This is a genomic window from Pseudomonas sp. MWU13-2105 (assembly GCF_023242315.1).
Classification (GTDB): domain Bacteria; phylum Pseudomonadota; class Gammaproteobacteria; order Pseudomonadales; family Pseudomonadaceae; genus Aquipseudomonas.
In genome coordinates, this window is sequence record NZ_JALLIY010000004.1 from 241,737 (window position 1) to 268,544 (window position 26,808).

Here is a 26,808-nt window from a genome sequence, read left to right on the forward strand (position 1 = left end):
CCCGTCAGAAAGCGCTGGATGCCTGAAAAGGGAGCGTAGTCATGTTCCATAATGTTTCAAGATGGTGCGCTGTCGGTGTGAGTGCGCTTTTGTGGTGCCTATCGGGCCTCATCGCTGGCAAGCCGGCTCCTGCAGGTCGGTGTTCCGTCACAGAGAGAGCCTCGTGCCCACGGGCGGCCGGGATACCTTGAATCCTGATGCGCTATGAAAGCTGTGGAGCCAGCTTGCCGGCGATCCGGGTGCAGGGCACCCGTTCCGGCTACTCGGTACTCCCGAGCCCTTGCCAATGCTTCAATCCGATAAAGATGAAGCGCAGTTGCTGGGTAATCTTGGCCTGGGGCGTCAGGTGTTCCGGCAAGGGCTCGGACGGTGGATCGATGATGTCCGGCAGGGTGGCGAACACACTCTTGACGATCAGGTCGGCCATGACCGTCAGTCCGGCCGCGTCCAGGTGGACGAGCTTGGGCATCAGCCCCAGGTCGGTCGCCAGGTCCGTGCTGATATTTTCCCGTAGCGCGCCGATGGCCTGGCGCACTGGCAGTGAGCCACCGTATTGCTCGCGGGCAAGAAACAGGAACTGCGAGCGATTGGCCGCCACCACATCGAGAAAAATCCGCACCGACGCATCGATGATGCCGCCCATGACGAACTCGTTATGGCGCACCAGTCGAATGGTTTCGCGGAAGGTCTGGCCGACTTCGCGGACCAGGGCCAGGCCGAGCTGGTCCATATCGTCGAAATGTCGGTAGAAACCGGTGGGCACGATTCCGGCGGTCTTCGCCACTTCCCGCAGGCTCAGGCTGCCGAAGCCACGGCCGGATTCCATCAGGTGCCGGGCGGCGTCCATGAGCGCATGTCGAGTCTGTTGTTTCTGTTCGGCGCGGGGCAGCATCGCAAGGGTATTTTCTGGATGAAGAGAGCGGCGCACTCTAGCAAATCAGCTTTGCCGGCGTCGAACCAAGAGAAGGGGGCAGTCGCGGGATTTCGAATATTCAGGGCCCTGAAATATCAAAGCCCGGTCCAGGAGACCGGGCTTTGTTCCAGGCCAGCAAGGCCTTAACTCAGGCTGCTGTTGCGTTCGATCACACGGTCACCGCCGTCTTGGACCAGGCCTTTCTCTTCCAGGCGAGCACGGCCACCTTCGGCGAATTTATCGTTCTCACCAATGGAGGTCTTGCTGGAGCCGTTCTCGGCCAGGGCTTGGCCCAGAGGAGTGTGGTCAGAGCCGTTCTCGCTGACAGTGTCGCCATTCCGTTCGCCGATAGCGGTCTTGCTGGAGCCGTCGGCGGCCAGGGCTTGGCCCAGAGGAGTGTGGTCAGAGCCGTTCTCGCTGACAGTGTCGCCATTCCGCTCGCCGATAGCGGTCTTGCTGGAACCGTCGGCGGCCAGGGCTTGGCCCAGAGGAGTGTGGTCAGAGCCGTTCTCGCTGACAGTGTCGCCATTCCGTTCGCCGATAGCGGTCTTGCTGGAACCGTCGGCAGCCAAGGTATTCAGTACTTGGCTAACAGTTGCATGGCTGGCTTGAGCCTGTGGAGCAGCCTGTTCGCGGGCTGGCAACGCGTAGGCATTGGCAGCCAGGACGGCAAGGGTGAGGCTGAGGATTAATTGACGTTTCATGATCGGTTGCTCCGTAGGAGGGCGATAAAGTGGGTACGGAGCTAATGCTACTCTTGCAAAATCGATATAAAAGTTCATAAGCACAATGTTAATAATCAACGGAATTGATGGTTCTACCCAAACCCCTCTAGACCGAGGCTTACAGCGCGTTACCTTTGCCCTGCGATGGGTATTTTCGACTCACTGCTGCGCCACCTGGGGGCATGCAGTGAACGAAAAGCTGGCGGATTGGTCAGGACCGCTCATTCCTTGCCGTTGTCGATTAATGGTTTTTGGCGTTAAACCTTGTCGGGTGTTTGCCGGTCGTAAAGGCATAATGCGTCGATTTTTGGACGCTCAGTCGTTCTAGGAGCCCCGTGCAATGACGCGCACTCGAAAGATTCTTGCCTGGACCGGCGCCAGTCTCGCCCTCCTGCTGGCCGTGTTGGTCGCGGTCATCGCCTTGTTCGATTGGAACCGGGTCAAACCGCCGATCAATGCCAAGGTCTCGGCCATCCTTCATCGGCCCTTCGCCATCAATGGTGATTTGTCCCTGCGCTGGCAGCGTGAAGCCGACGAGGGTGGCTGGCGGGCGTGGGTGCCTTGGCCGCACCTGATCGCCGAAGACCTGACCCTGGGCAATCCCGATTGGTCGAAGAGCCCGCAGATGGTCACGCTCAAGCGGGTCGAGGTGCGTCTCTCGCCGCTGCCGCTGCTGGCGCGGCAGGTGGTGATTCCACGTATCGACCTGAGCGAACCGAATGCCAACCTCGAACGCCTGGCCGATGGCCGTGCCAGCTGGAGCTTCCAGTTCGATCCCAAGGACCCGAATGCCGAACCGTCCAGCTGGGTGGTGGATATCGGCGCCATCGGTTTCGACAAGGGCCATGTCAGTTTTGACGACCAGAGTCTGAAAGCGCACCTGGACCTGGTGATCGACCCGTTGGGCAAATCCATTCCCTTCGGCGATATCGTCGGCGACAAGGCGGCGAAAAAGGCCCTGGAAAAGGGCGCGGCGCCCCAGGACTATGCCTTTGCGTTGAAGGTCAAAGGCCAGTACCACGGCCAGAACCTCGCCGGCAGCGGCAAGATCGGCGGCTTGTTCGCATTGCAGGACGCGACCAAACCATTTCCGGTCCAGGCCGACGTGAAGATCGCCGACACCCGGATCGCCGTTGCCGGGACCCTGACCGACCCGCGCAACCTCGGCGCCCTCGACCTGCGTCTGACGCTGTCGGGCAGCAGCCTGGGCAACCTCTACCCGCTGACCGGCGTCACCCTGCCGGATTCGCCGGCGTATGAGACCGACGGCCATCTGATCGCCAAACTACGCGATCCGGCCGGGGCGGCGTTCACCTACGAGAACTTCAACGGCAAGATCGGCACCAGCGATATTCATGGCGACCTCACTTATCTGGCGAGCCAGCCGCGGCCCAAGCTCAGCGGCACGCTGGTCTCCAACCAACTGCTGATGACCGACCTGGCGCCGCTGATCGGTGCTGACTCGAATGCCAAGCAGAAAGCCCGTGGCGGCGAAAGCAAACAGCCGGCGGACAGGGTGCTGCCGGTGGAAGAGTTCCGTACCGAGCGCTGGCGTGACATGGACGCTGATGTGGAATTCACCGGCAAACGCATCGTCCACAGCAGCGAATTGCCGTTCACCGATCTCTATACCCATCTGGTGCTCACCGACGGCGAGCTGAGCCTGGAGCCCCTGCGTTTCGGCGTGGCCGGCGGCAAGCTCGATGCGCAGATCCGCCTCAATGGCCGCGCCACGCCGATGCAGGGGCGGGCCAGGCTGACGGCGCGCAACTTCAAGCTCAAGCAACTGTTCCCGACCTTCGAGCCGATGCAGACCAGCTTCGGCGAGCTCAATGGCGATGCGGATATCACCGGCACCGGCAACTCGGTGGCCAAGTTGCTCGGCACCTCCAATGGCGACCTGAAGATGCTGGTCAACGATGGCGCCATCAGTCGTGGACTGATGGAGATCGCCGGGCTTAACGTGGGCAACTACGTGGTCGGGAAAATCTTTGGCGACAAGGAAGTGAAGATCAACTGCGCGGCGGCGGACCTGGGGATCAAGAGCGGCCTGGCGACCACCCGGCTGTTTGTCTTCGATACCGAGAACGCGATCATCTATATCGACGGCACGGCCAACTTTGCCAAAGAGCAGCTGGATCTGAAGATCACGCCTGAGTCCAAGGGCTTCCGCCTTTTGTCCTTGCGCTCGCCCTTGTATGTGCGGGGCAAGTTCATCAAGCCCGATGCCGGTGTGCAGGCGGTGCCGTTGATGTTGCGCGGCGCCGGCATGGTGGCCCTGGGCGTGATTGCCGGGCCGGCGGCGGGGCTGCTGGCGCTGGTGGCGCCCAGCGGCGATGTACCGAACCAGTGCGCGCCGTTGCTGGAACAGATGCGGGCGGGCAAGGCGCCGAAGACGGTGAAGGGCTGAAAGCCGGGCCTGGCACCGGCGGGCCCGCTCACCACAATGCATTTGTCATCTTCAATGCCGATGCTTTGATCTTCGCAGTGCCGCCGGGCTTTGGCTTTTGACCTTCAAGGACGTTCACGGGATGCCGCAAGAACTTGCCACACGTTATCCGCTGGTGCTGGTGCCGGGCATGCTCGGTTTTGTCCGCCTGGTGTTTTTCCCCTATTGGTACGGGATAGTTCCGGCATTGCGCCGTGGTGGCGCGCAGGTGTTTCCGGTGGCGGTGTCGCCGCTGCATTCCAGTGAAGTTCGCGGCGAGCAATTGCTGGCGCGGATCGAGCAGATCCGCCGCGACACCGGGGCCGACAAGGTCAACCTGATCGGTCATAGCCAGGGCGCTCTGACCGCCCGTTATGCGGCGGCGAAACGGCCGGAGTGGGTGGCCTCGGTGACCTCGGTGGCCGGCCCCAATCATGGCTCGGAGCTGGCGGACTATTTTGACCGGCACTACCCACGTGAGGGGCTGCCGGCTCGCCTGCTCAGCCTGTTGCTTTGTATGGTGGCGCGGGTGATGGGGTGGCTGGACACGGGCCATTACGGCCTGAGGCTACCGATGGACCTGCCGGCGTCGCACCAGTCGCTGACCAGCGCAGGGGTTGCGCTGTTCAATCAGCAATACCCGCAAGGGTTGCCACAGCACTGGGGCGGGCAGGGCGATGAGCTGGTGAATGGGGTGCGTTACTACTCCTGGTCCGGGATCTTGCAGCCCGGGATCACCGATCGCGGGCGCAACCTGTTTGACGGCACCAATCGCAGCTGCCGGCTGTTCGCCAAAACCTTTGTGCGTGAGGCCGGGCAGTGTGATGGCATGGTCGGCCGTAACAGCTCGCATTTGGGAACGGTGATCGGCGATGACTATCCGCTGGATCACCTCGATATCGTCAACCAGTCGTTCGGGCTGGTGGGCAAGGGCGCGGAGCCGATCCGGTTGTTTGTCGAGCATGCTCGGCGGTTGAAGTTGGCGGGTGTTTGAAACGAGGTGTTCAACGCTGAATGCCCTGTCGCAGAGAGTGAAAATGCCATTGCTGGCAGCGGTACTGGCACGTATTTCAGGGTGTAAAAGCGGCAGCTATTCGACGAGTCGCTGGACTATAGTTCGGTGGTCATCGACGAATCGGTGACCGGTCTTAGCCGATCGAAACTGTTACGAAACGCAGAAGCGCCCTATGATGTCGGCGCTTTTTGCTGCCTGGTTTTTTGCTATGGCGGCTGTGCGTGGGACACCTGCGGGTGTGCCGGGTTTCGTAATAGTCCCCGGTCGGCTAACCCGCGTACAGCTGCCACCCTCGTTTGTTTAGCCGCAGATGTTGGTGACTCTATGACTATTACGGAGTGACACCATGACCAATTTTCGCCCTCTACAAAGCAACCTCACTGACGCCCCGGTGCTCTACCTCAAGCTCGATGTCCCGGTGCGCAATCTCTATGAATTTGCCATACAGCGCCTCAAGGCAGCTCGCGACCTGAGCCACAGCCTGACCTGCATGAGCATCGGCAACACCTGCGGACCGCGATCTCCAGCACTTCGCCTCAGCGGCCTATCTGTTGTTGCAGGATGGCTGCGATGCGTTGGATGCGATGCAGGGGCGTTTCACGGATCGTCAGCCAAGCGCCTTGCAGGCTTGATTGGACAAGGTCCCGGGTTCTGAACAAGCCACATAACCCTGTAGGAGACTGGCTTGCCAGCGATGACGGCTGATCAGGCGATGCAAGCCTCCCGGCCTCATCGCTGGCAAGCCAGCTCCTACACGGGATTGCGTTCGGCCTTGCTGGGCATACGGTCTCAAGGCGTGGTATCGGCATTCGACCTCCAGAAGCCGCTGGATTATCTATGCGTGAAAAGCTACCAAACAGAAGGCCAAACACTATGTCGGAAGCATCGAAAACGGACTGGGAGCACCTGACGAAGCTGAGCGACCAGGACATCGATATCCGCGAAGTCCCCGAACTAGGCGAAGACTTCTTTCGTCGTGCCGAATTGCGTGTGCCGGTGAAGCAGGGGCAGTTTACGGATTGACTAAAGGATATCTGACGCCAGGTGCGATCTTGTGTGGCGAGCGGGCTTGCCCGCGCTGGGGCGCGAAGCGCCCCTGAAACCAGAGAGCTCGATCTGTCAGGCGGGCCGAGACACGCGGTTTTGCGGCTGCTTCGCAGCCGAGCGCGGGCAAGCCCGCTCGCCACAAATAAGATGGCGGCCGATCAGGCGCTGCAAGGCTCACTGGCCCCATCGCCAGCAAGTCGGCTCCAGCAAGGGATCGCGTTCGGCATGGTTGGGATCAATCGTGGAAAACCATGCTCCGTGTTTCCCCCATCAACAGTGCCTGATTGCGCTCCGTCACATCCCGAATGTAATCCCACAGCAAGGTAATGCGCTTCAACTTGCGCAAATCCTCCCGGCAGTACATCCAGAACTGCCGGGTGATATTCACTTCATCCGCCAGCACCGGCAGCAACCTCGGGTCCTGGGCCGCGAGGAAGCAGGGCAGGATCGCCAGCGCCCGACCCTGCTGCGCCGCGACGAACTGGGCGATCACGCTGGTGCTGCGTAAATTGGCCGTGGCATTCGGCAGGGCATTGGCCAGGTACAGCAGCTCATTGCTGAACGCCAGATCATCCACATAGCTGACAAATCGATGCCGCCCCAAATCACTGGCACGACGGATTGGCGGGTGCTGGTCCAGATATTCCTGGGTCGCATACAGCTGCAAGCGGTAGTCACACAACTTGCAGCACACATACGGCCCATGCTCCGGGCGCTCCAGTGCAATGACGATATCCGCCTCGCGCTTGGACAGGCTGATGAAGTGCGGCAATGGCAGGATATCGACGGAAATCGCCGGATACGCATCGACGAAATGACTCAGCTGCGGAGTGATGAAAAAGCTGCCGAAACCCTCCGTGCAGCCCATCCGCACATGCCCCGACAGCGCCACGCCTGACCCCGAGACCTGCTCGCAAGCCATGTGCAAGGTGCTTTCAATGGACTCCGCATAGCCCAGCAAACGCTGGCCTTCAGCGGTCAGCACAAAACCATTGGTCCGGGATTTTTCAAAGAGCAAGGTGCCTAGTGCACCCTCCAGTGAGCTGATGCGGCGCGACACCGTGGTGTAGTCCACCGCCAGGCGCTTGGCCGCGGTGCTGGCCTTGCGGGTACGGGCGACCTCGAGGAAAAACTTCAGGTCGTCCCAGTTCAATGAACCTAAAGACGTGATGTTTTTTTGCATGTTGGTCCGGTTTTTATGTGCATTCTTATTAGAAGAACGCACATCTATACTCCAAAAACAGTCCAGTCACCATGCTCGGGCGCTGCCTCGCCCGCTACGGATCCGGCCCCACAATAATTCAGGAGACTTCAATGAACGTTTCTCTCAAGCCCGACACCACCCTCAAGACTGCCAAGCTGCTGATCAATGGCGAGTGGGTCGAATCCCAGACCAGTGAATGGCACGACATCGTCAACCCGGCGACCCAGGAAGTACTGGCCAAAGTCCCGTTCGCCACCGCCGCTGAAGTCAACGCCGCCATCGACGCCGCGCACCGCGCCTTCCAGACCTGGAAGCTGACCCCCATCGGCGCACGCATGCGCATCATGCTCAAGCTGCAAGCGCTGATCCGCGAACACTCCAAGCGCATCGCCGTGGTCCTCAGCGCCGAGCAGGGCAAGACCATTGCCGACGCCGAAGGCGATATCTTCCGCGGCCTGGAAGTGGTCGAGCACGCCTGCTCCATCGGTACCCTGCAGATGGGCGAGTTCGCCGAGAACGTCGCCGGCGGTGTCGACACCTACACCCTGCGCCAGCCCATCGGTGTCTGCGCCGGGATCACCCCGTTCAACTTCCCGGCGATGATTCCGCTGTGGATGTTCCCGATGGCAATTGCCTGCGGCAACACCTTCGTCCTCAAGCCGTCCGAGCAGGACCCGCTGTCGACCCTGCTGCTGGTGGAGCTGGCGCTGGAAGCCGGTGTGCCGCCGGGCGTGCTGAACGTGGTGCACGGCGGTAAGGACGTGGTGGATGCGCTGTGCACCCACAAGGACATCAAGGCCGTTTCCTTCGTCGGTTCGACCGCCGTCGGTACCCATGTCTACGACCTCGCCGGCCGCCACGGCAAGCGCGTGCAGTCGATGATGGGGGCGAAGAACCACGCCGTTGTACTGCCCGATGCCAACCGTGAACAAACCCTCAATGCCCTGGTCGGTGCCGGTTTCGGCGCGGCTGGCCAGCGCTGCATGGCTACTTCGGTGGTGGTGCTGGTAGGCGCGGCGAAACAATGGCTGCCGGACCTCAAGGCCCTGGCGCTGAAACTCAAGGTCAATGCCGGCAGCGAGGCGGGCACCGATGTCGGTCCGCTGATTTCCAAGCGCGCGAAAGAGCGTGTGTTGAGCCTGATCGAAAGCGGTATCAAGGAAGGCGCCAAGCTGGAGCTGGACGGTCGCGATATCCAGGTGCCGGGCTTCGAGCAGGGCAACTTTGTCGGCCCGACCCTGTTCTCCGGGGTGACCACCGATATGCAGATCTACACCCAGGAAATCTTCGGCCCGGTGCTGGTGGTGCTGGAAGTCGACACCCTCGATGAGGCGATTGCCCTGGTCAATGCCAACCCATTCGGCAACGGCACCGGCCTGTTCACCCAGAGCGGCGCCTCGGCGCGCAAGTTCCAGAGCGAAATCGACGTCGGCCAGGTCGGCATCAATATCCCGATCCCGGTGCCGGTGCCGTTCTTCAGCTTCACCGGTTCGCGTGGTTCCAAGCTCGGCGACCTCGGTCCGTACGGCAAGCAGGTGGTGCAGTTCTACACTCAGACCAAGACCGTCACCAGTCGCTGGTTCGACGATGACAGTGTCAACCATGGTGTGAACACCACCATCAATCTGCGCTGAGCGAGGAATCTGCCATGAAGATTGCATTTATCGGCTTGGGCAACATGGGCGCGCCGATGGCACGCAACCTGATCAAGGCCGGGCACAGCCTGAACCTGTTCGACCTGAACAAGAGCGTGCTGGAAGAGCTGGCAGCCCTTGGCGGGACCATCAGCGCATCGCCGAAAGCTGCGGCCCAGGGCAGCGAGCTGGTGATTACCATGCTGCCGGCGGCGGCTCATGTGCGCAGCGTCTGGCTGGGTGAAGACGGCGTGCTGGCCGGTATCGGTCGCGGTGTCCCGGCGGTGGATTGCAGCACCATCGATCCGCAGACCGCCAAGGATGTCGCGGCGGCGGCGGCCAAGCAGGGCGTGGCGATGGGCGATGCGCCGGTATCCGGTGGGACCGGCGGTGCGGCGGCCGGGACCCTGACCTTCATGGTCGGTGCTTCGGCGGAGCTGTTCGCCACCCTGCAACCGGTGCTGGCGCAGATGGGCCGCAATATTGTCCATTGCGGCGAAGTGGGCACCGGGCAGATTGCCAAGATCTGCAACAACCTGCTGCTGGGCATTTCCATGGTCGGGGTCAGCGAAGCCATGGCCCTTGGCGCGGCACTGGGGATCGACAGCCAGGTGCTGGCCGGGGTGATCAACAGTTCCACCGGGCGTTGCTGGAGTTCGGAAACCTATAACCCCTGGCCGGGGATTGTCGATACGGCGCCGGCCTCGCGTGGTTATACCGGCGGCTTCGGTGCCGAGTTGATGTTGAAGGATCTGGGGTTGGCCACGGAAGCGGCGCGTCAGGCGCATCAGCCGGTGGTACTGGGCGCGGTGGCGCAGCAGCTTTACCAGGCGATGAGTTTGCGCGGGGACGGTGGCCTGGATTTTTCGGCGATCATCAATGCCTATCGCAAACCGTAGGTCTGTGGGGGCGGGGATTGGGGGATTGACGAATCGTTGCAGCGCCGCGAAGGGAGCACTGCGGTGTATCTGTAAGACCGCAGCCTTCTCTTCGCGGAGCAGCGGCGATGCGACAAGCTCCGCTCCCACACACCTGGCCGCCCAGGGCGCGTAGAATCATCCCCCTGAAAATGCTTTCGAGGTGCGGGTGGTGGATCTACAGCAGGGTTTTGTCCTGACCCGGCATTGGCGCGACACCCCCACGGGCACGCAGGTCGAATTCTGGCTGGCCACCGACAACGGTCCCCGGCATGTCCGGCTACCGCCGCAATCCTCCGTCGCCTTCATTCCCGTCGCCCATCGCCAGCGTGCCGAAGCCTTGCTGCGCGGTGAACGCGGGGTCGAACTGCGTCCCCTGGAACTGTTGGACTTTCACCACCGTCCCATCCTCGGTCTGTACTGCCAGCAACACCGGCAACTGATGAATATCGAAAAGCTGCTGCGCAAGGGCGGCGTCGATGTCTACGAAGCCGATATCCGCCCGCCCGAGCGTTACCTGATGGAGCGCTTTATCACCGCGCCGGTCCAGTTCGGCGGCACGGCCAATGCCGCCGGCCCGCTGCTCGATACCCAGATGAAACCGGCGCCGGACTATCGGCCGCGCTTGAAGCTGGTGTCGCTGGACATCGAGACCACCATGCAGGGCGAGCTGTATTCCATCGCCCTGGAAGGCTGCGGCGAGCGCCAGGTGTACATGCTCGGGCCGGCCAACGGCGACGCCTCGCAGGTGGACTTCAAGTTCGACTACCGCGACAGCCGTGCCGGCTTGCTCGAAGCCCTGAACGACTGGCTGGCCCTGCACGACCCCGACGCGATCATCGGCTGGAACCTGGTGCAGTTCGACCTGCGCGTACTGCACGAACACGCCGAGCTCCTGAAGGTGCCGCTGCGCCTCGGCCGCGGCGGTGACGTCATGGGCTGGCGCGACAACGGCGCGCGCAACACCCACTACTTCGCCGCCGCCGCCGGGCGCCTGATCATTGATGGCATCGAGGCCCTGCGCTCGGCCACCTGGAGCTTTCCGTCCTTCAGCCTCGAATACGTGGCGCAGCACCTGCTCGGTGAAGGCAAATCGATCGACAACCCCTACCAGCGCATGGACGAGATCGACCGCATGTTCGCCGAGGACAAGCCGGCCCTGGCGCGCTACAACCTCAAGGACTGTGAGCTGGTGACACGGATCTTCGACAAGACCCAGTTGCTGACCTTCTTGCTCGAACGCGCCACGGTCACCGGCCTGCCCACTGACCGCAGCGGCGGTTCGGTCGCGGCGTTCACCCATCTCTATTTGCCATTGATGCATCGCCAGGGTTTCGTCGCGCCGAACCTGGGCGAGCGCACCCCCGAAGCCAGCCCCGGCGGTTTTGTAATGGACTCGCGGCCCGGCCTCTACGAGTCGGTGTTGGTGCTCGATTACAAAAGCCTCTATCCGTCGATCATCCGCACTTTCCTGATCGACCCGGTCGGACTGGTGGAAGGCTTGCGCCATCCCGACGACAGTGACTCGGTGGCCGGCTTTCGCGGCGCGCGTTTCTCGCGTACGCGGCATTGCCTGCCGGCCATTGTCGAGAGCGTCTGGCAGGGCCGCGAGGCGGCCAAGCGCGAGCGCAATGCGCCGCTGTCCCAGGCCCTGAAGATCATCATGAACGCCTTCTACGGCGTGCTCGGCTCCAGCGGCTGCCGTTTCTTCGATACGCGCCTGGCGTCCTCCATCACCCTGCGCGGCCACGAGATCATGCGGCGGACCCGGCAGTTGATCGAGGCCCAGGGCTACGCGGTGATCTATGGCGACACCGACTCCACCTTCGTCTGGCTCAAGGGCGCCCACGGCGAAGAGGATGCCGCGCAGATCGGCCGCGGCCTGGTGGCCCAGGTCAACCAATGGTGGCGCGAACATCTGCTGCAGGAACTCGGGCTGAACAGCGCCCTGGAGCTACAGTTCGAGACCCATTTCAGCCGCTTCCTGATGCCGACCATCCGGGGGGCCGAGGAGGGCAGCAAGAAACGTTATGCCGGGTTGGTGACCCGGGCCGATGGTAGCCGGGAGATGATCTACAAGGGCCTGGAAACCGTGCGTAGCGACTGGTCGCCACTGGCCCAGGAGTTCCAGCAGGAGCTGTACCGGCGGATCTTCGACCGGGTGCCCTATCAGGACTATGTGCGCGACTATGTGCGTCGGACCTTGGCCGGTGAGCTGGACGACCGGCTGGTCTACCGCAAGCGCCTGCGCCGTCAGTTGGGCGACTACCAGCGCAACGTGCCGCCCCATGTGCGGGCCGCGCGCCTGGCCGATGAATACAACGATGCCCAGGCTCGGCCCCGGCAGTACCAGAACGGTGGCTGGATCAGCTACGTGATCACCCTGGCCGGCCCCGAGCCGCTGGAGATACGCCGCGCGCCGATCGACTACGACCACTACATCACCCGGCAGCTACAGCCGGTGGCGGACGCGATCCTGCCCTTTGTCCAGGATGATTTCAGCACCCTGATCGGCGGGCAGTTGGGGTTGTTCTGAACCTCGCCCCGGGGTGAATTTCAGAGCCGGCAGGCACCAGATTGGCGCGGTGACTGCACCGCTCTCGCGCCTTGCTGTCACAAACCGCCTCCCCGAGTATCGCTCAAATGATCTTCAGTATGATTTCGCGCCGAAAAAGAGGCTGAAATACTCGTGCTCGGAAAATAAGCGTCTACGCTGAGCGATCACTATAAAGAACAATTTGTATCGATCGATGTATCCATTTTCAAGCGTTTAGCCGCGCCAATCGAAAAATCTCCAAGTGACACAGCCCCTTCAGGAGCCGATCTGCGAGCAGCAATCAGACGCTTCATGGTTTTTCTGGCGCGCATTTTGCTGAAGTGTGTTTATAGAACTTGCGGTTGTGACCAATCTCACGCGCACATGTATTCAAAACAACGCCAATCAGAATGCGGAAAATCATGGGAGTCAGCCCGATGTCTATCGATGCAAACCAGGTCCCGGTGGTCGTCATCACCGGCGCCCACGCCCAGCTCTATAACCAGGATCTCGCGCCCACGTCGGCGCAGGGGCGCACCTGGGGGACGTTCAGCCTGTTCTCGATGTGGATGTCCGACGTGCACTCGGTCGGCGGTTATACCTTTGCCGCCAGCCTGTTCTTTCTCGGGCTGACGGGCTGGCAGGTGTTGCTCTCGATGATCGTCGGGATCACCATCGTCTACTTCCTGATGAACCTGATCGGCAGGCCGTCGCAAAAGTACGGTATTCCGTTTCCAGTGGTCGCGCGCATGTCCTTCGGTGTCCGCGGCGCCAATCTCGCCGCGGTGGTGCGCGGCATCGTGGGTATCGTCTGGTACGGCGTGCAGACCTATTTCGCCTCCAAGGCGGTGCAGGTGCTGGTGATCGCGGTACTGCCCTGGGCGGCGGACTTCACCCACAACAGCCTGCTGGGGCTGTCCACGCTGGGCTGGATCAGTTTCACCTTCATGTGGTTCTTTCAGTTGCTGATCTTCCTCGCCGGGATGGAGACGATTCGCAAATTCATCGATTTCTGCGGCCCGGTGGTCTATCTGGTGATGTTCGCGCTGGCCGGCTGGATGATCTCCAAGACCGGTCTGGAGAGCTTCTCTATGCAGTTCTCCGACAAGCACTTCACGGGCCTGGAGTCGATCGGCCTGATGGCCAGCGCGGCGATGCTGATCGTCGCCTACTTCGCCGCGTTGCTGCTGAACTTCGGCGATTTTTCCCGTTTCGCCAAGACTGAAGCGGTGATGAAAAAGGGCAACTTCTGGGGCCTGCCGGTGAACTTCATCGTCTTTGCGATCATCACGGTGATTGTCACGGGCGGTTCGATGAAGGTGTTCGGCGAGGCGATCATGGATCCGGTGCTGATTGTCGAGAAAATCAATAACCCGCTGGTCTCGATCATCGGCGCGCTGACCTTCATCGTCGCGACCATGGGCATCAATATCGTGGCGAACTTCGTCTCTCCGGCCTATGACATCGCCAATCTGGCGCCGCAGAAAATCAACTTCAAGCTGGGTGGCCTGATCACCTCGATCCTCTCGGTGCTGGTCTGCCCCTGGCTGTTCGTCTCGAGTCCCCAGGCGATCACGATATTCGTGAGTATCTTCGGGGCGGTGCTGGGGCCGATGTTCGGCATCATGGTCGCCGACTACTATCGGGTGAAACGCCAGGTCATCAAGCTGGAGGACCTGTACAGCCTGGCGCCGGATGGCTCGCTGTATTTCGAGGGCGGCTGGAACAGCAAGGCCTTGTTCGCGCTGATCGTGTCGGGAAGCCTGTCGATCGGCTTGGCGTTGCTGGGCGCGTTCGGGTTGATTTTCAATGTCGGTGACTGGGGATGGCTGATCGGTGCCGGCAGTGCAGCGCTTATCTATGTGGCGGCCAATCGCAGGGGGATGGCCGTTTCAGCGCTTGGCGAAACAGTCTAGAGGGGAGGCCGAAGCTGAGTGAAACGACGTGACAGGGTCATCCGTCGTTTCACCAGCGCTCTGTTGCGGTGTCGCGGAATCAGGCGAAGACGAAGTACTTGCGCACGGTTTCCACGACTTCCCAGGTGCCTTTCATCCCGGGCTCGATCACGAAGATATCGCCGGCCCGCAGGTGGATCGGCGCCAGGCCGTCCGGGGTGATGATGCAGTAGCCTTCCTGGAAGTGGCAGTACTCCCACTTCACATACTCGACCCGCCATTTGCCCGGGGTGCAGATCCAGGTACCCATGATCTTGCTGCCGTCTTCGCTGGTGTAGGCGTTGAGGTTGACGGTGTGCGGGTCGCCCGCCAGTTTTTCCCATTTGCAGGCATCGAGGACCGGCAACGGGTGGGTGTCGCGCAGAACGGTGATCGGTGGATTGGACATGCTGGGCTCCGGGCGCAGGTTCGTGAGGAAGCCTGCACCCTAGCGGTCGTCGGCAGCGGGCAGTTGTCCAGGTTCGACATCGACCTGCCCATGAGCGCATAAAGCGTCGAGCAAGGCGCGGGCGTAACCCGGCAGGTGTTCGAACGAACGGGCGCACAGCAGCAGTTTGCGTCGGGCCCAGGGCTCGGGCAGTGGACGGCTGACCAGGTCCGCCGTAACCGGCCAACGCTCCAGGGTCGCCTGGGGCACGATGCCCGGACCGACACCGCGCGCGACCATGCGCAACACCCCGTCAAAACCATCGGCGCGCACCCGCAGTTGCAGGCGCATCCCCAGGTGCAAGGCCTGCTCTTCCAGATATACCGCAAGGGCGCTGCTGGCGGGCAGGCCGATCTGTTCATGGCGCAGGGTATCGCTGAAGCGCACGAGCGGCTGCTGCGCCAAGGGGTGGGCGCGGGGAATCGCCACCAGCAGCGGATCGTCGCAAAAGGGCCGGGTCTGCAAGTCCTGGGTGTCCACCGCGTCGGAGACGATGCCGAGCTCCGCCGCGCCCTGGCGGATGGCGTGGACAATGCGCAGGCTGGGCAGCTCCTGCAAGTCTATGTCGATTTGCGGGTGGCTGTGCAGGAAGTCGGCGAGCCGTTCCGGCAGGTATTCGCTGATCGCCGCGCTGTTGCCCAGCAGGCGGACCTGGCCTTTTACACCCTGGGCGTATTCGGCCAGGTCCTGGCGCAGGCGTTCGGCCTGTTGCAGCATCAGCCGGGCATGCCGGGCCAAGGCGTTGCCGGCGGGCGTGGGGCTGACGCCACGGCGACCGCGCAGGAAAAACGCTGTGCCGAGTGAGGTTTCCAGGGCCCGTATCCGCGCACTGGCGGCCGGCAGCGACAAGTGGCTGCGCGCCGCGCCGGCGGTGATATTGCCCGCGTCGAGGATATTCAGGTACAGCCGGAGGTCGATCAGGTCGAAGTGCATGTTGATACGCTCGATTCGGTGCGCCGCGCCCCCTGTAGCCTGCTTGCTGGCGATGGCGGCCGTAAGGGCGAGACTCAAGGGCCCAGTGCCGGAAAACCGGCTCCTGCAGGTTGAATCTGTCTCTCGTTATTCAAGAGGCTAGCTCAACGTATGACAGATTTTCAAACCCGTTGCCCGGGTCCAGTCTGTCTGTATGAAGACACTCCTCGAGTTTTACCAAAGCCTGGGCCTGGCCCTCTCCCTGCTGGTGCTGGGCACCTTTCTGCTGGCGGGCATGATCAAGGGCGTGATCGGCCTCGGGCTGCCGACGGTTGCCATGGGCCTGCTCGGCCTGGCTATGGCGCCGACGCAGGCTGCGGCATTGTTGATCATTCCCGCGACCCTGACCAATCTCTGGCAACTGGCGGCGGGAGGACAGCTGTCGGCCCTGCTCAAGCGCTTGTGGCCGATGTTGCTGGCGATCTTTCTCGGCACCGCTGCCGGTTCGTGGTGGCTGGGCGGGATGGACGGCGGCCGTGGGGTGGTGCGGGCGTTGGGCGCCGCCTTGCTGCTGTACGCCTTGAGTGGCCTGTTTCTGCCGCCGCTACGGGTCGGCGCGCGGACGGAGCGCTGGTTGGGCCCGGCTTGTGGGCTGGTCACCGGCATCATCACCTCGGCCACCGGTGTGTTCGTGATTCCGGCCGTGCCTTACCTGCAGGCCCTGGGTTTGAACAAGGATGAGCTGGTGCAGGCGCTGGGCCTGTCGTTCACCGTCTCGACCCTGGCATTGGCGTTCGGTCTGTTCTGGCGCGGGGCGCTGGGAGAGGGCGCCCTGGGTGCCTCACTGCTGGTTTTGCTCCCGGCTATCCTGGGCATGCTGTTCGGCCAATGGCTACGCCAACGGGTCAGCGCCAAGCTGTTCAAGCGGGTGTTCTTTGTCGGCCTGGGCCTGTTGGGCGGGCATCTGCTGATCGGCGGTTGATGATTTGAAGCAACCGGGGAGGAGGAGGGCTCCAGCCCCGGTGTTTTTTCGTCAGTCCCGGGGATAGCTGTGCAGCGGCGTGGTATCGCCAGGGGGCCACATCGAGCTTGCGGAGCCCGGCTGGTAGAAGGTCACCGTCATGCTGCGACGTGAGACTCTTTGGTTCGGGACGACCGGAGAGACGGCGTGCCAGGAGTTGTTCGAGCGGACCAGCACGGCAGAGTTGCCCACCAGTGGCTCGACCAGCGCGGTCACCGCGGCGGGGTCCTTGCCGCGCAGGATGTTCAGGCAGCCGCCATGGGCCCGGTCCCAGGACTCATTGAAATAGAGAATATGCGTGACCCGTTTGTCCGGCAGGTCCGGATGGGCTCCGAGGCTGGCCCCCGGGCCGTAGTGGAAAACGTTCACTTCCATCGGCGCCTGGCGCAGGTCCTGGTCGGTCAGGGCACTGAGGGCCTCGCGATAGGCGGCGCTGCACAGATCCCGGGCAAGCCGGCGCCAGACCTCGCTCAGTTCGGATTCGTAGGCAATAACCTCGCTACCCATGGGTAACAGCGCGCGGGCCTCGTAGTCATAATCCTTTTCGCCGCCGTAGCCCGTCACGGTCTTGAAGTGATCATGGGGATAGGTCGCGGCCAGGGCGGCGGCGTCTTGCGCCGAATACAGGTTGCTGATTTCGGCCCATGAAAACGGCTCGGTATTGAGTACGCCGTGTTTGAGCGCCGACAGGTTCAGGATGGGTTGCATTTATCGCTCTCTCAATTTTCTGAAACCACGCCCCAGCGAGCGCAAAGGCGCCGTGAGTTTGAAGCTGTTGGAGTTTCGCAGTGTTGTCAGTTGTTCGTTCAACTGGAAGATCTGTTGCTGGCGGGCGTTGAGCTCGATATTCATATAGTCGAGCGTGGGGGGTAACGGTTCCGCGCTTGCCAGGGGCCGGCTCGCGCCGCTTTCAAGCAGGCTCGGCAGGTGCTGCCAGAAGCGATTGAGGGCGCGGCGCGCCAAGGTCTTCCCTTGGCCGATGATGGTCGCGACCTGCTCCCAATAGGCGGCCAGTTCCACCGTGGCGGCTTTTAACCGCGCCGACGGCTGCGTTTTTCCGATCCGTGACGTGAACCACTGCACCGTCAGTTCTTCGGCCGGCGGCAGGGCATGCATCTGGCCCATCTCGGCCAGCGCGGTGTACTTGCCGGTACTCAGGTCCGCCGTGGAAAACACCGGAACGCCAAACACCAGGGCGCTGATGGACAAGTGATAGCTGTGACCGATGACCGCCTGGGCGTGGCAGAGGATTTCCGCCAGCAGTAACGGCTCCGGCCAGAACGGCAGGGTGATGGTGTCGGGTATGCGCTGGGACACCACCATGTGATGGTCGCCCAGTACCGGGCCGATCGGCATGACCAGCAGGCGGTAGCCGGCCAGCGCCTGCGGGTGTTGCTCGAACAGTTGCAAAAACGGCTCGACCACATGAATCGACTGAATGACGATATAGGGCGCATCCAGCCCGAACGTCTGGCGCAGTTCGGCAAAGGCCGCGCTGGGGTGTTGCTCGTCGATCAGGTCCGGCAGGTTGAAGGCGGTATCGGGCAGTACCTGGATATCGGTACCCGGGCTGAGCTCGCTGAGGCTTGCGCGCGACGGCTCATCCCTGACGCGTACACATTGGCTGTGCTCCAGCGCGAGCCTGAGCAGGGGCGTGCTCCACTCGGGAATATCATTGCAATGCATGCCCGGGGCGTTCCAGATCACCGGGACACCGTGCTGCTGGGCAATCAGCGCCGGCGACAGCCAATAACCCGTGGGGTGATGGATATCCGGGCTGGGGGGAACGTAGCCATGGGCGACGACTTTGTCGAAGCGAATGATGAAACCACCGCCGATCAGGACGCCATCGAGTTGCTCGGCCAACTCCGGCAGATCGGTGAGCGAGGTCACGGCGTAGGGCCACTCGGCCTGGCTTTTCGCATTGTAGGAAAAACGATGCAGTTGCACCGGGCCAAGGCGTTTGCTCAATTCGGCCTCGGCGAGGATGGGGAACAGCAGGTCGCCATAGTTCTCGACATCGAAGGTACCGAAGATCCCGATGTGCCAGGTACGTGCAGTCATTTGCATGGCGCGATTCCGTTACTGAATAGAGGATTTGCACGGGCGGACACGTCGACGGCCTGCAAGCCGAGGTCGACGGCCCCGAGAAAATTTTCGGCGTTGGGCAGCATCTCGAAAGCCAGGGGGGCCACTTGTTTTTCGATCAGTTGCGCGGTGTGTTCGACCAGGCCATCCATGAGCTTGAGGGTGACATGATAACGACCCGCCGCCAGCTTGGCCTTGAAGGTCATGGTGATTGAGGCGCGCTGCCAGCCGTTTTCTTCCGGCTCTACCGAAAGCGCCAGGTTGGCCCCGCCGATGACCAGCAGGTGGGCCTCTTGAAGGGTGAAGCTGACCGAGGGTTGGCGGATGGACGTCTGAATCCTGGCCTGGACGTGGATTTCGACGTTTTCGCCGTACAGGTAGGCCGATGTCAGCGCTTGCGTGTTGGTGAACACGGCGCTGCTGATATGCCCTTCCGAGGTGCCGAAGGCGATACCGTCCCGGGTGTCGAGGAATGACTTGCGCGTGACCGCGATGTCACCGCCGGAGGCCCAGCGCCGCTGTTCATCGCGCATGTCGAGGAGGTACAACTCGGCCATCTCTTCGGGCGCGCCGCTGGCAACCAGTTGGCCCTGGTTCAGGTAAATCACCCGATGGCAAAAGCGTTTGACCAGGTTCATGTCGTGGGACACGAACAGCAGTGTGGTGCCATTTTTCGTCAGGGTCTCCAGGCGGTTCAGGCACTTGAACTGGAACGCCGCGTCGCCCACCGAAAGCGCCTCGTCGACGATCAGGATGTCCGGCTCCACGCACACCGAGACCGCAAAGGCCAAGCGGACCAGCATGCCGCTGGAGTAGGTTTTGGTCGGCTGCTCGATAAACTCGCCAATGTTGGCGAAGGCCTGGATTTCGTCGAAGCGAGCGTCGATCTGTTCTGGCGTCAGGCCCAGGACCGCGGCGTTCAGGTAGACGTTTTCGCGACCGCTGAACTCCGGATTGAAACCAGAGCCCAGCTCCAGCAGGGCGGCAATCCGGCCCTGAACCTGAAGTTTGCCGTGGGTGGGGGTCAAGGTCCCGCAGAGCAACTGCAAAAGCGTGGACTTTCCGCTGCCGTTACGGCCAATGATACCGACGGTTTCGCCTCGGCGAATTTGCAGTGACAAGGCTTTGAGCGCCCAGAGCTCACGATAGAATCGCTTGCGGTTGCGCAGCAGCATTTGCAATAGGCGGTCTTGGGGGGCGTCGTAGATCTGATAGCACTTGCTCAGGTCTTGGACATCAATTGCGAAATCAAGCGACATTGGTAAGTCCGTTACGCATCATACAATCATCCTCAAGGCCCCCGTCTTGTTCGCCTCGCCGCATGACCGAAAGGTCAGTGAGACGACGCGGTTGCCTTCGTTGCCGGCAGAAGGAGTGGTTCTTTTCTCTGCCTTGGGAGGGCGCCGGTCCCGGCTCTATCGGGTCATTCTTGAGCGACTGAGAATAAGTGATAATTAAGGTTTTCGATATATCGATTTATACCTCGGCGCAAAACACCGTGTCTTGAAGTGCAGGGTGTAGGGAGCGGGAAGATTTTTGTCGGTATATTGGCGTCAATAAGCATCTTAAGGTCTCAAGTTAGTTACGAGAGGCAACTCCTGGGGGCGGATCAGGCCAAGGCAACAAGTGTGTTTGTATTAATACACTTCAGACACAATAACGTGGCCGCGGAATACGGCGACTGTCGAGCAAGTTTTCCAAGAGGGATAGCGGTTGAAAGCCAGATCCGATGAGTTGCAGATCTTTGTGTGCGTGATCGAGTGCGGCTCGATTTCCGCGGCGGCCGAACAGGTCGGCCAGACGCCCTCGGCGGTCAGCCGGAGCCTGTCGCGGCTCGAGGCCAAGCTGGAAACCACCTTGATCAACCGCACCACGCGGCGCATGGATTTGACCGAGGAGGGCAAGTTCTTCTTCGAGCGCGCCAAGCAGATCCTGGAGCAGATGGACGAGCTGGAAGAGCGGCTGTCCTTGCGTCAGCAGACGCCGGCCGGCCGCTTGCGGATCAATGCCGCCTCGCCCTTCATGCTGCATGCGGTGGTGCCCTATATCGCAGAGTTTCGCCGCCTGTATCCGGATATCCAACTGGAGCTCAACAGCAACGACCTGATCATCGACCTGTTGGAGCAAAGCACCGATATCGCCATTCGTATCGGCAACCTGGCGGACTCGACCCTGCATGCGCGTTCCCTGGGCAGCAGCCCGCTGAATATCCTCGCCAGTCCCGCCTACCTGGAAACCCATGGGATGCCGGCCAGCGTCGGCGAGTTGTCCGGGCATACGCTGCTCGGCTTCACCCAGACCGAAAGCCTGAACCACTGGCCGTTGCGACATGCCCAGGGCGACCGCTGGCAGATCCAGCCGAGCATCAGCGCGTCCAGCGGCGAGACCTTGCGCCAGTTGGCGCTGGAAGGGCAGGGCATTGTCTGCCTGTCGCATTTCATGACCCATCAGGACATCCAGGCCGGGCGCCTGCGGGTGATCCTGCCCGAGGCCAACAGCGGCTATCGCCAGCCGATTCACGCGGTGTACTACCGCAACTCGCAACTGGCGCTGCGGATCCAGTGCTTCCTCGATTTTATCCAGGACAAGCTGGCGGGTTATGCCGCGCCGCTGCTCAGGTGATTCGTGACTCCCGCGCAAGAGTGAATTGGGGTATCCGGGCTTATTCGGCACGGATAAGTCTTCGATACTGAGCCCATCACTGACCCCCGCACGGAGTTTCTCCATGAACGTTTTCATTACCGGCGCCGCCGGCTTTATCGGCGGCTCCATCGCCACCGGCCTGGTCGAGGCCGGTCATCAGGTCACGGGCCTGGTGCGCAGCGCCGGGCAGGCCGAAGAAATGCGCCGGCTGGGCATCACCCCGGTCATCGGCACCCTGGATGACAGCACCTTGCTCGCCGGGCAGGCGCGTCAGGCCGATGCGGTGATCAACGCCGCCAGCAGCGATCATCGTGGTGCGGTCGAAGCCTTGCTCGGTGCCCTGCGCGGTTCCGACAAGGTATTCCTGCACACCAGCGGTTCGAGCATCGTCGGCGACGCTTCCGGCGGCCTGGCCAGTGACAGTATCTACTACGAAGACCAACTGCCCGAGCCCACCGTCGACAAGGCCGCGCGCGTGGCCATCGACAACCTGGTGCTGGGCGCGGCTGCGTTCGGCGTGCGCTCGGCGGTGCTCTGCAACACGCTGATCTACGGCCACAGCAGGGGCGTGAACCGCGATAGCGTGCAGCTGCCGCGGCTGCTCAAGCAGGCGCGCAAGAGTGGCGTGGTGCGTCATGTCGGCACTGGCCGGAACATCTGGTCCAACGTGCATATCGATGACGTGGTGGCGCTGTACCTGCTGGCACTGACCCAGACCCCGGCGGGCACCTTCTACTTCGTGGAAAGCGGCGAGGCAGCGTTTTTCGAGATGACCACGGCCATGGCCCGGGCCCTTGACCTGGGTGCGCCACAGGACTGGCCGCTGGCCGATGCCGAGGCCGAGTGGGGTTATGAAATGGCCAACTACGGCCTGGGCTCCAACAGCCGGGTACGCGGCAAGAAGGCCCGCGAACTGCTGGGCTGGGCGCCCAAGCGCACTTCGGTGACCGAGTGGATTCTCAACGAGATGCTGTGACGGCGCAACGGGTTGGTCGCTCCCGGGCCTGGGGCGCGATCAGCCCGCTCGACCTTGGCAACGAATGTACAAGCCGTTCGGTTATTGACGCCCCCGGAGGCTTTACGACGCGGTTTTTGCGAGCCACTTCGCGCTTTTTGTGGTGGTGGCACCTGGCTATTAAAGAATCTGCTTTCCAGGCCGAAGCGCTTTGATCCAGATAGCCAGGAAGACCCGTCATGAGCTTCGGTAAAACCACTCCCGTCCTGCACATCGATGACGAGGGCAAGGCGTTGGCGTTCTACATCGAATTCCTCGGCTTCTCTGTCGATTGGCAGCACCGTTCCGAGCCCGGCTTTGCGTTGTACCTGCAAGTGTCCCGGGGCGACTGCGTGCTGCACCTGAGCGAGCACAAGGGGGACGCCACGCCGGGAGCGGCATTGCGCATCGAAGCCGACGAACTGGAAGCGCTCAGGGCGCAGTTGCTGGACAAGGCCGGCGACGCTGCACCGCTTGAGGTCCGGGCCATGCCCTGGGGCAGCCTGGATATGGCCCTTCACGACCCGTTCGGCAATCGGCTGGTGTTTACCCAGGCGATTTGCGTCTGAGCGCGTCCGCCGGCCCCACGGACGCTGGTCCATAGGGTTGGCGAAACGGCGGCGTTACACGCGGAAGTGACTGACCATCATCTGCAATTGATTACCCAGTCGGGCCAGTTCGACGCTGGACGCTGCGGTTTCGTCGCTGGCGGCGGCGGTCTGTTCGGACACATCGCGCACATTGACGATACTGCGGCTGATTTCCTCGGCCACCGCGCTCTGCTGCTCGGCCGCGGCGGCGATCTGCTGGTTCATCGACTGGATGTTCGACACCGTGCGGGTGATGTTCTCCAGTGAGACGCCGGCCTTGCGGGTCAGGGCGACGCTGCTGTCGGTCAGGTTGCGGCTGTTGTTCATCACGTTCGCCACTTGCTGGGTGCCGTTCTGCAAGGCCGCCACCAGGCCCTCGATCTCCTCGGTGGACTTCTGCGTACGCTGGGCCAGGCCGCGCACTTCGTCGGCCACCACGGCGAAGCCGCGTCCGGCTTCGCCGGCCCGGGCCGCCTCGATGGCGGCGTTGAGCGCCAGCAGGTTGGTCTGTTCGGCCACGGCCTTGATCACATCCATGACCGCGCCGATCTTGTCGCTTTCCTGCTGCAGCACGCTCATGGCTTCGGTCGAACGCACCACTTCGGTGGCCAGGCGTTCGATCTGGGCAATGGCCTCGCCGACCACCTTGTCACCTTCACGGGCTTCACCGTCCGCGGCGGCGGCGGCCTGGGAGGCCTGTTCGGCATTGCGCGCGACCTCCTGAACGGTGGCGGTCATTTCGTGCATCGCCGTGGCGACCTGGTCGGTTTCGATTTTCTGGCTGTTGACCCCGGCGCTGGTCTGTTCGGTCACCGCCGACAGTTCCTCGGCGGCGCTGGCGATCTGGGTGACGCCATCGCGGATACCGCTGATCAGGTCGCGCAGGGTGGTGCCCATGCGCTGGATGCCTTGTTGCAACACGCCCAGTTCGTCGCGGCGGGTGACCACCAGGTTGTGGGTCAGGTCACCGGCGGCGATGCGCTCGACGACGGCCAGGGTGTCGCGGATCGGGCGGGTGATCTGCCGGGTGATGAGTACGGCGGCGAACAGGCCGACCAGCAAGGCCAGCAGCGTACTGCCCAGTTGCAACGTCCGGGCCTGGGCGCTTTCGCTGTCACGCCGGTCCAGTTGGATCTGATACAGCGCGTCGCTGCGCGCGACGATGTCGTTGCCCTGGTCGGTCATTTCCTTGCGCGCCTGCAGGGCGGCGGCGTTGGCGCTCTTGTAGGCCTGCAAGGCGCTGCGGTAGTTGCCCAGGGCGGTCTCGAGCTGGGTCACGGAGGTCTGCTCGGCGCTGCTGAAGGCTTGCTGCAGGGCCTTGAGCCCGTCGATCGCTTCACCCAGTTGATTGAAGGCTTTCTGCTCGGTGTCCGGGTTGCTGTTGGCGGCATAGCCACGCACTTCATAGCGGGTCAGCTGGAACTGTTCCTTGGCCCGGGTGATGGCCTGGAAGCGCTCGAAACGGCCTTCCTCGCCGGGCTGCATGTGCAGCACCTGGTCGTTGATCGCGCTGATCAGCTTGCTGACGACTTCGGCATTGTCACCCATGGTCTGGCGGGCGCCGTTGCCGGTGCGATAGGCATCGCGCATCTTGTTCAGCGACTGCTGGTATTGGCTGATCAAGTCGGTCTGCTCTTTGAGCAGCTTGAGGTTTTCCGGGCTCTTGAAGCTACCGATCAGTTTCTGCTGTTGAGCGATGAACGCGTCCAGGTTGACCTGCACGTTCTGTGCGGCGGTTTCGTCGCCATTGGTCAGCATGTATTGCAGGCGGGCCACGCGCAGTTTGGTCAGCGAGGCGTTGAGCTGGGTGATGTCGCTCATCCAGTTGCTGCGGTCGATCAGCCCACCCAGGCTGTTCCAGCCGGTCAGGGCCAGGATTGTGGTCAGGAGCAGTACCAAGCCGAAACCCAGGCCAAGTTTCAGGTTGACGCTGATATTGCCAAACCAGCTATTCATCGAATTCCTCCAGGAACGTTGTGTTGCGTGCTATCGGGTGGCTGGAAGGTGTTGTTTTTGGAGCCAGCTGAATTTGTTGGTAGAGCTTGTATCGGCGGTAACACAGATAGCTGAAAGGATTTTGTCATACAGCATGTTTCTGCTAACTGGCAGACGAGGATAGGGCTGTTTGTTTGCGAAACCGATTTTTCCGGCAAAAAAAACCGGCGCTTCGAAGGCGCCGGCTCTTTACGGATGAAGCGTACGGGGCACGTTACTGCCCGTAGAAGTTATACAGGCGCTTGCCGCCGATGGTGACGCTGCTCAGGACCTTGGTCGGCGCCGGCGGCGTCGAGATCTTCAGGCTCTGGTCGACGATGACCACGTTGTCCGGCGAGGCGGCCAGGAAGGCGTTCAGATCGGCTTCGGTCATCAGCACTTGCTGCTGGCGTTGGGTATAGAACACGGTGGAGGCCAGTCGCTCTTCCGGTTGGAACAGGGCGACCTGTTTACCGTGGGCCTGTAGTTCGATGACCTGGTCGGTCAGCGGTTTGAAGGAGTTCTTGATGTCGGAGCGCGATTCCAGCGCCGCCACCACCAGGTAGGCGCAGACCACCAGGGCCATCAGCCCCATCGCCAGTGGGCGGTGATGTTTCACCAGCCTGGCGCTGAAAGGGGAGGTGGCGGAGCGTCGCCGCAGCCACTCGAGGATCACCACCGCGTATTCGGCGGCGATGATGGCGGCGGCCGGGGCCATGGACATCAGGTAGACCATGCGCTTGCTGGAGGCCAGGGTCAGCAGGGTGAACTGGGCGAGGATCCAGACGCTGGCGAACAGCAGGTGGCGGTTGTCCACCAGGCGCTTGCGCAGATTCCACAGGCCCAGGTACACCAGCAGGTTCCAGGGCAGGAAGGCTTCCGGCAGCTTGGCCAGGTAGTAGTAGAACGGTTCGTAGTGCCCGGCGGAGGTGAAGGAGCCGCTGAAGCGGCCGACGCTGTTGGCCCACAGCACTTCAGCGACGGCGTGCATGCCGCCGCGCTGGTAGAGCAGCACCAGCCAGATCAGCAGGGGGATCAAGCCGAGCGCGGTGAATAGCGCCGGACGCAGCCAGTCGCCAAGGCTGAAGCGTTTGTCGAGCAGGCTTCGGCACACCAGGTAGACGAAAATCACGACGCCGGGCAGGGCCAGGCCGAGCACCCCCTTGCTCAACGTCGAGATCACGATGCCGAGGGCGAAGACACACCAGGCGCCCAGGGTCGGGTTGTTTTGTGCCCGTTGCTCGGTGGCGCGAAAGAACGCCAGCAGGGCCAGGGTCACCCCGAGGCTGAGCAGTGCGTCTTCGCCAACCTGGCGCGCGTTGCCCAGGTAGCTGGCCATGGTGGCGAGCATCGCGGCGGCGGTCCAGGCCAGCACGGCTGGACGACCAATCTTGCGTAGGAAGGCAAACAGTGCGAGCACCGTGAACAGGCCGGCGAAGGCCGAGGCCAGGCGCACGGCCAGGGGCGTGCCGCCAAACAGTTGGATGGCGCCGGCATCGAGCCAGAGGCTCAACGGTGGTTTTTCCAGGAAAGGTTCGCCCAGCAGATGCGGGGTGACCCAATCCTGGGTCAGGTGCATTTCCATCGCGATCCCGGCTACCCGGGATTCGGTGGAGCCTTGCAACTCGTGGTTGCCCAGCCCGAAGAAGAACAATAGGCCGCCCAGCAGGAGCAGGAGGAGGAAGGGGCGTGTCATTCGCATAGTGATACCGAAAGAGAGGGAGCGGGTCGCAAGGCAATCCTTTGATTGAAAAAGTATACGGGGCGATTTCTCAACATATTGTG

At 62.2% G+C, this 26,808-nt stretch carries 20 protein-coding genes and 3 pseudogenes; 12 read left to right on the forward strand and 11 right to left on the reverse strand.

Annotated elements, in window-relative coordinates:
- Nucleotides 1-259: 259 nt before the first annotated feature.
- The gene (locus M5B96_RS07530; RefSeq protein WP_248796068.1) at nucleotides 260-892 is read right to left on the reverse strand and encodes a TetR family transcriptional regulator; all 633 of its coding nucleotides are present in this window, start codon (nucleotides 890-892) and stop codon (nucleotides 260-262) included.
- Nucleotides 893-1,056: 164 nt separating this feature from the next.
- Nucleotides 1,057-1,617 carry a hypothetical protein gene (locus M5B96_RS07535; protein ID WP_248768019.1) on the reverse strand — a complete coding sequence of 187 codons (561 nt, stop codon included), beginning with the start codon at nucleotides 1,615-1,617 and terminating at the stop codon, nucleotides 1,057-1,059.
- Between the two features lie 361 nt (nucleotides 1,618-1,978).
- Between M5B96_RS07535 and M5B96_RS07540 the strand changes: the two genes are divergently transcribed.
- The 4 genes and pseudogenes from M5B96_RS07540 to M5B96_RS07555 form a co-directional block, all read left to right on the forward strand.
- Complete coding sequence (locus tag M5B96_RS07540) at nucleotides 1,979-4,048, forward strand: AsmA family protein (protein WP_248796069.1); 2,070 nt, start codon at nucleotides 1,979-1,981, stop codon at nucleotides 4,046-4,048.
- A gap of 121 nt (nucleotides 4,049-4,169) precedes the next feature.
- The gene (locus M5B96_RS07545; RefSeq protein ID WP_248796070.1) at nucleotides 4,170-5,060 is read left to right on the forward strand and encodes an esterase/lipase family protein; all 891 of its coding nucleotides are present in this window, start codon (nucleotides 4,170-4,172) and stop codon (nucleotides 5,058-5,060) included.
- Between the two features lie 367 nt (nucleotides 5,061-5,427).
- Nucleotides 5,428-5,713, forward strand: a pseudogene (locus M5B96_RS07550) (hypothetical protein).
- 241 nt (nucleotides 5,714-5,954) lie between these two features.
- Nucleotides 5,955-6,086: pseudogene (locus M5B96_RS07555) on the forward strand (3-oxoacyl-ACP synthase); the annotation flags it as partial.
- 277 nt (nucleotides 6,087-6,363) lie between these two features.
- On the opposite strand, the gene M5B96_RS07560 reads toward M5B96_RS07555, so the two are convergent.
- Complete coding sequence (locus M5B96_RS07560; RefSeq protein WP_248796071.1) at nucleotides 6,364-7,311, reverse strand: LysR family transcriptional regulator; 948 nt, start codon at nucleotides 7,309-7,311, stop codon at nucleotides 6,364-6,366.
- Nucleotides 7,312-7,442: 131 nt separating this feature from the next.
- Between M5B96_RS07560 and M5B96_RS07565 the strand changes: the two genes are divergently transcribed.
- The 4 genes from M5B96_RS07565 (at nucleotide 7,443) to M5B96_RS07580 (ending at nucleotide 14,335) form a co-directional block, all read left to right on the forward strand.
- Entirely contained in the window at nucleotides 7,443-8,966 is a 1,524-nt protein-coding gene (locus tag M5B96_RS07565; protein WP_248796072.1) for a CoA-acylating methylmalonate-semialdehyde dehydrogenase, read from the forward strand.
- Between the two features lie 14 nt (nucleotides 8,967-8,980).
- On the forward strand, nucleotides 8,981-9,865 hold the full coding sequence (mmsB, locus tag M5B96_RS07570; RefSeq protein ID WP_248796073.1) for a 3-hydroxyisobutyrate dehydrogenase: 885 nt from the start codon (nucleotides 8,981-8,983) through the stop codon (nucleotides 9,863-9,865).
- Nucleotides 9,866-10,055: 190 nt separating this feature from the next.
- A complete protein-coding gene (locus M5B96_RS07575) occupies nucleotides 10,056-12,419 on the forward strand; it encodes a DNA polymerase II (protein ID WP_248796074.1) in 2,364 nt (787 codons plus the stop codon).
- 437 nt (nucleotides 12,420-12,856) lie between these two features.
- Nucleotides 12,857-14,335: an NCS1 family nucleobase:cation symporter-1 gene (locus M5B96_RS07580; protein WP_248796075.1), complete on the forward strand. Its 1,479-nt coding sequence runs from the start codon at nucleotides 12,857-12,859 to the stop codon at nucleotides 14,333-14,335.
- A 79-nt stretch (nucleotides 14,336-14,414) separates the two neighbouring features.
- On the opposite strand, the gene M5B96_RS07585 is transcribed toward M5B96_RS07580, so the two are convergent.
- Nucleotides 14,415-14,762: a cupin domain-containing protein gene (locus M5B96_RS07585; protein WP_100939656.1), complete on the reverse strand. Its 348-nt coding sequence runs from the start codon at nucleotides 14,760-14,762 to the stop codon at nucleotides 14,415-14,417.
- A gap of 39 nt (nucleotides 14,763-14,801) precedes the next feature.
- Nucleotides 14,802-15,734, reverse strand: a complete 933-nt coding sequence (locus tag M5B96_RS07590; RefSeq protein ID WP_248796181.1) for a LysR substrate-binding domain-containing protein — start codon at nucleotides 15,732-15,734, stop codon at nucleotides 14,802-14,804.
- A 193-nt stretch (nucleotides 15,735-15,927) separates the two neighbouring features.
- On the opposite strand from M5B96_RS07590, the gene M5B96_RS07595 reads away from it, so the two are divergent.
- Nucleotides 15,928-16,695, forward strand: coding sequence for a sulfite exporter TauE/SafE family protein (locus tag M5B96_RS07595; RefSeq protein WP_248796076.1), 768 nt, complete (start codon nucleotides 15,928-15,930; stop codon nucleotides 16,693-16,695).
- A gap of 51 nt (nucleotides 16,696-16,746) precedes the next feature.
- On the opposite strand, the gene M5B96_RS07600 is transcribed toward M5B96_RS07595, so the two are convergent.
- Genes M5B96_RS07600 through M5B96_RS07610 form a run of 3 tightly spaced genes read right to left on the reverse strand, consistent with a single transcriptional unit; the run spans nucleotide 16,747 to nucleotide 20,081 of the window.
- Nucleotides 16,747-17,433, reverse strand: coding sequence for a 2OG-Fe(II) oxygenase (locus M5B96_RS07600; RefSeq protein ID WP_412548593.1), 687 nt, complete (start codon nucleotides 17,431-17,433; stop codon nucleotides 16,747-16,749).
- A gap of 9 nt (nucleotides 17,434-17,442) precedes the next feature.
- The gene (locus tag M5B96_RS07605) at nucleotides 17,443-18,804 is read right to left on the reverse strand and encodes a polysaccharide pyruvyl transferase family protein (RefSeq protein WP_248796078.1); all 1,362 of its coding nucleotides are present in this window, start codon (nucleotides 18,802-18,804) and stop codon (nucleotides 17,443-17,445) included.
- Nucleotides 18,795-20,081, reverse strand: coding sequence for an ABC transporter ATP-binding protein (locus tag M5B96_RS07610; RefSeq protein ID WP_248796079.1), 1,287 nt, complete (start codon nucleotides 20,079-20,081; stop codon nucleotides 18,795-18,797). Before M5B96_RS07610 ends, M5B96_RS07605 begins: the two co-directional genes overlap by 10 nt.
- A 454-nt stretch (nucleotides 20,082-20,535) precedes the next feature.
- Between M5B96_RS07610 and M5B96_RS07615 the strand changes: the two genes are divergently transcribed.
- The 3 genes from M5B96_RS07615 to M5B96_RS07625 all read left to right on the forward strand — a co-directional run bounded on the left by M5B96_RS07615 (nucleotide 20,536) and on the right by M5B96_RS07625 (nucleotide 23,028).
- The gene (locus tag M5B96_RS07615; RefSeq protein WP_248796080.1) at nucleotides 20,536-21,444 is read left to right on the forward strand and encodes a LysR family transcriptional regulator; all 909 of its coding nucleotides are present in this window, start codon (nucleotides 20,536-20,538) and stop codon (nucleotides 21,442-21,444) included.
- Nucleotides 21,445-21,547: 103 nt separating this feature from the next.
- The gene (locus M5B96_RS07620; RefSeq protein ID WP_248796081.1) at nucleotides 21,548-22,441 is read left to right on the forward strand and encodes an NAD-dependent epimerase/dehydratase family protein; all 894 of its coding nucleotides are present in this window, start codon (nucleotides 21,548-21,550) and stop codon (nucleotides 22,439-22,441) included.
- 218 nt (nucleotides 22,442-22,659) lie between these two features.
- Complete coding sequence (locus M5B96_RS07625) at nucleotides 22,660-23,028, forward strand: glyoxalase superfamily protein (RefSeq protein ID WP_248796082.1); 369 nt, start codon at nucleotides 22,660-22,662, stop codon at nucleotides 23,026-23,028.
- Nucleotides 23,029-23,082: 54 nt separating this feature from the next.
- Here M5B96_RS07625 and M5B96_RS32700 read toward each other — a convergent pair whose 3' ends face one another.
- The 3 genes and pseudogenes from M5B96_RS32700 to M5B96_RS07635 form a co-directional block, all read right to left on the reverse strand.
- The gene (locus M5B96_RS32700) at nucleotides 23,083-23,946 is read right to left on the reverse strand and encodes a methyl-accepting chemotaxis protein (protein WP_412548594.1); all 864 of its coding nucleotides are present in this window, start codon (nucleotides 23,944-23,946) and stop codon (nucleotides 23,083-23,085) included.
- Between the two features lie 39 nt (nucleotides 23,947-23,985).
- Nucleotides 23,986-24,942: pseudogene (locus tag M5B96_RS32705) on the reverse strand (methyl-accepting chemotaxis protein); the annotation flags it as partial.
- Between the two features lie 316 nt (nucleotides 24,943-25,258).
- Nucleotides 25,259-26,719, reverse strand: a complete 1,461-nt coding sequence (locus tag M5B96_RS07635; protein WP_248796084.1) for an ArnT family glycosyltransferase — start codon at nucleotides 26,717-26,719, stop codon at nucleotides 25,259-25,261.
- Between the last annotated feature and the right edge of the window lie 89 nt (nucleotides 26,720-26,808).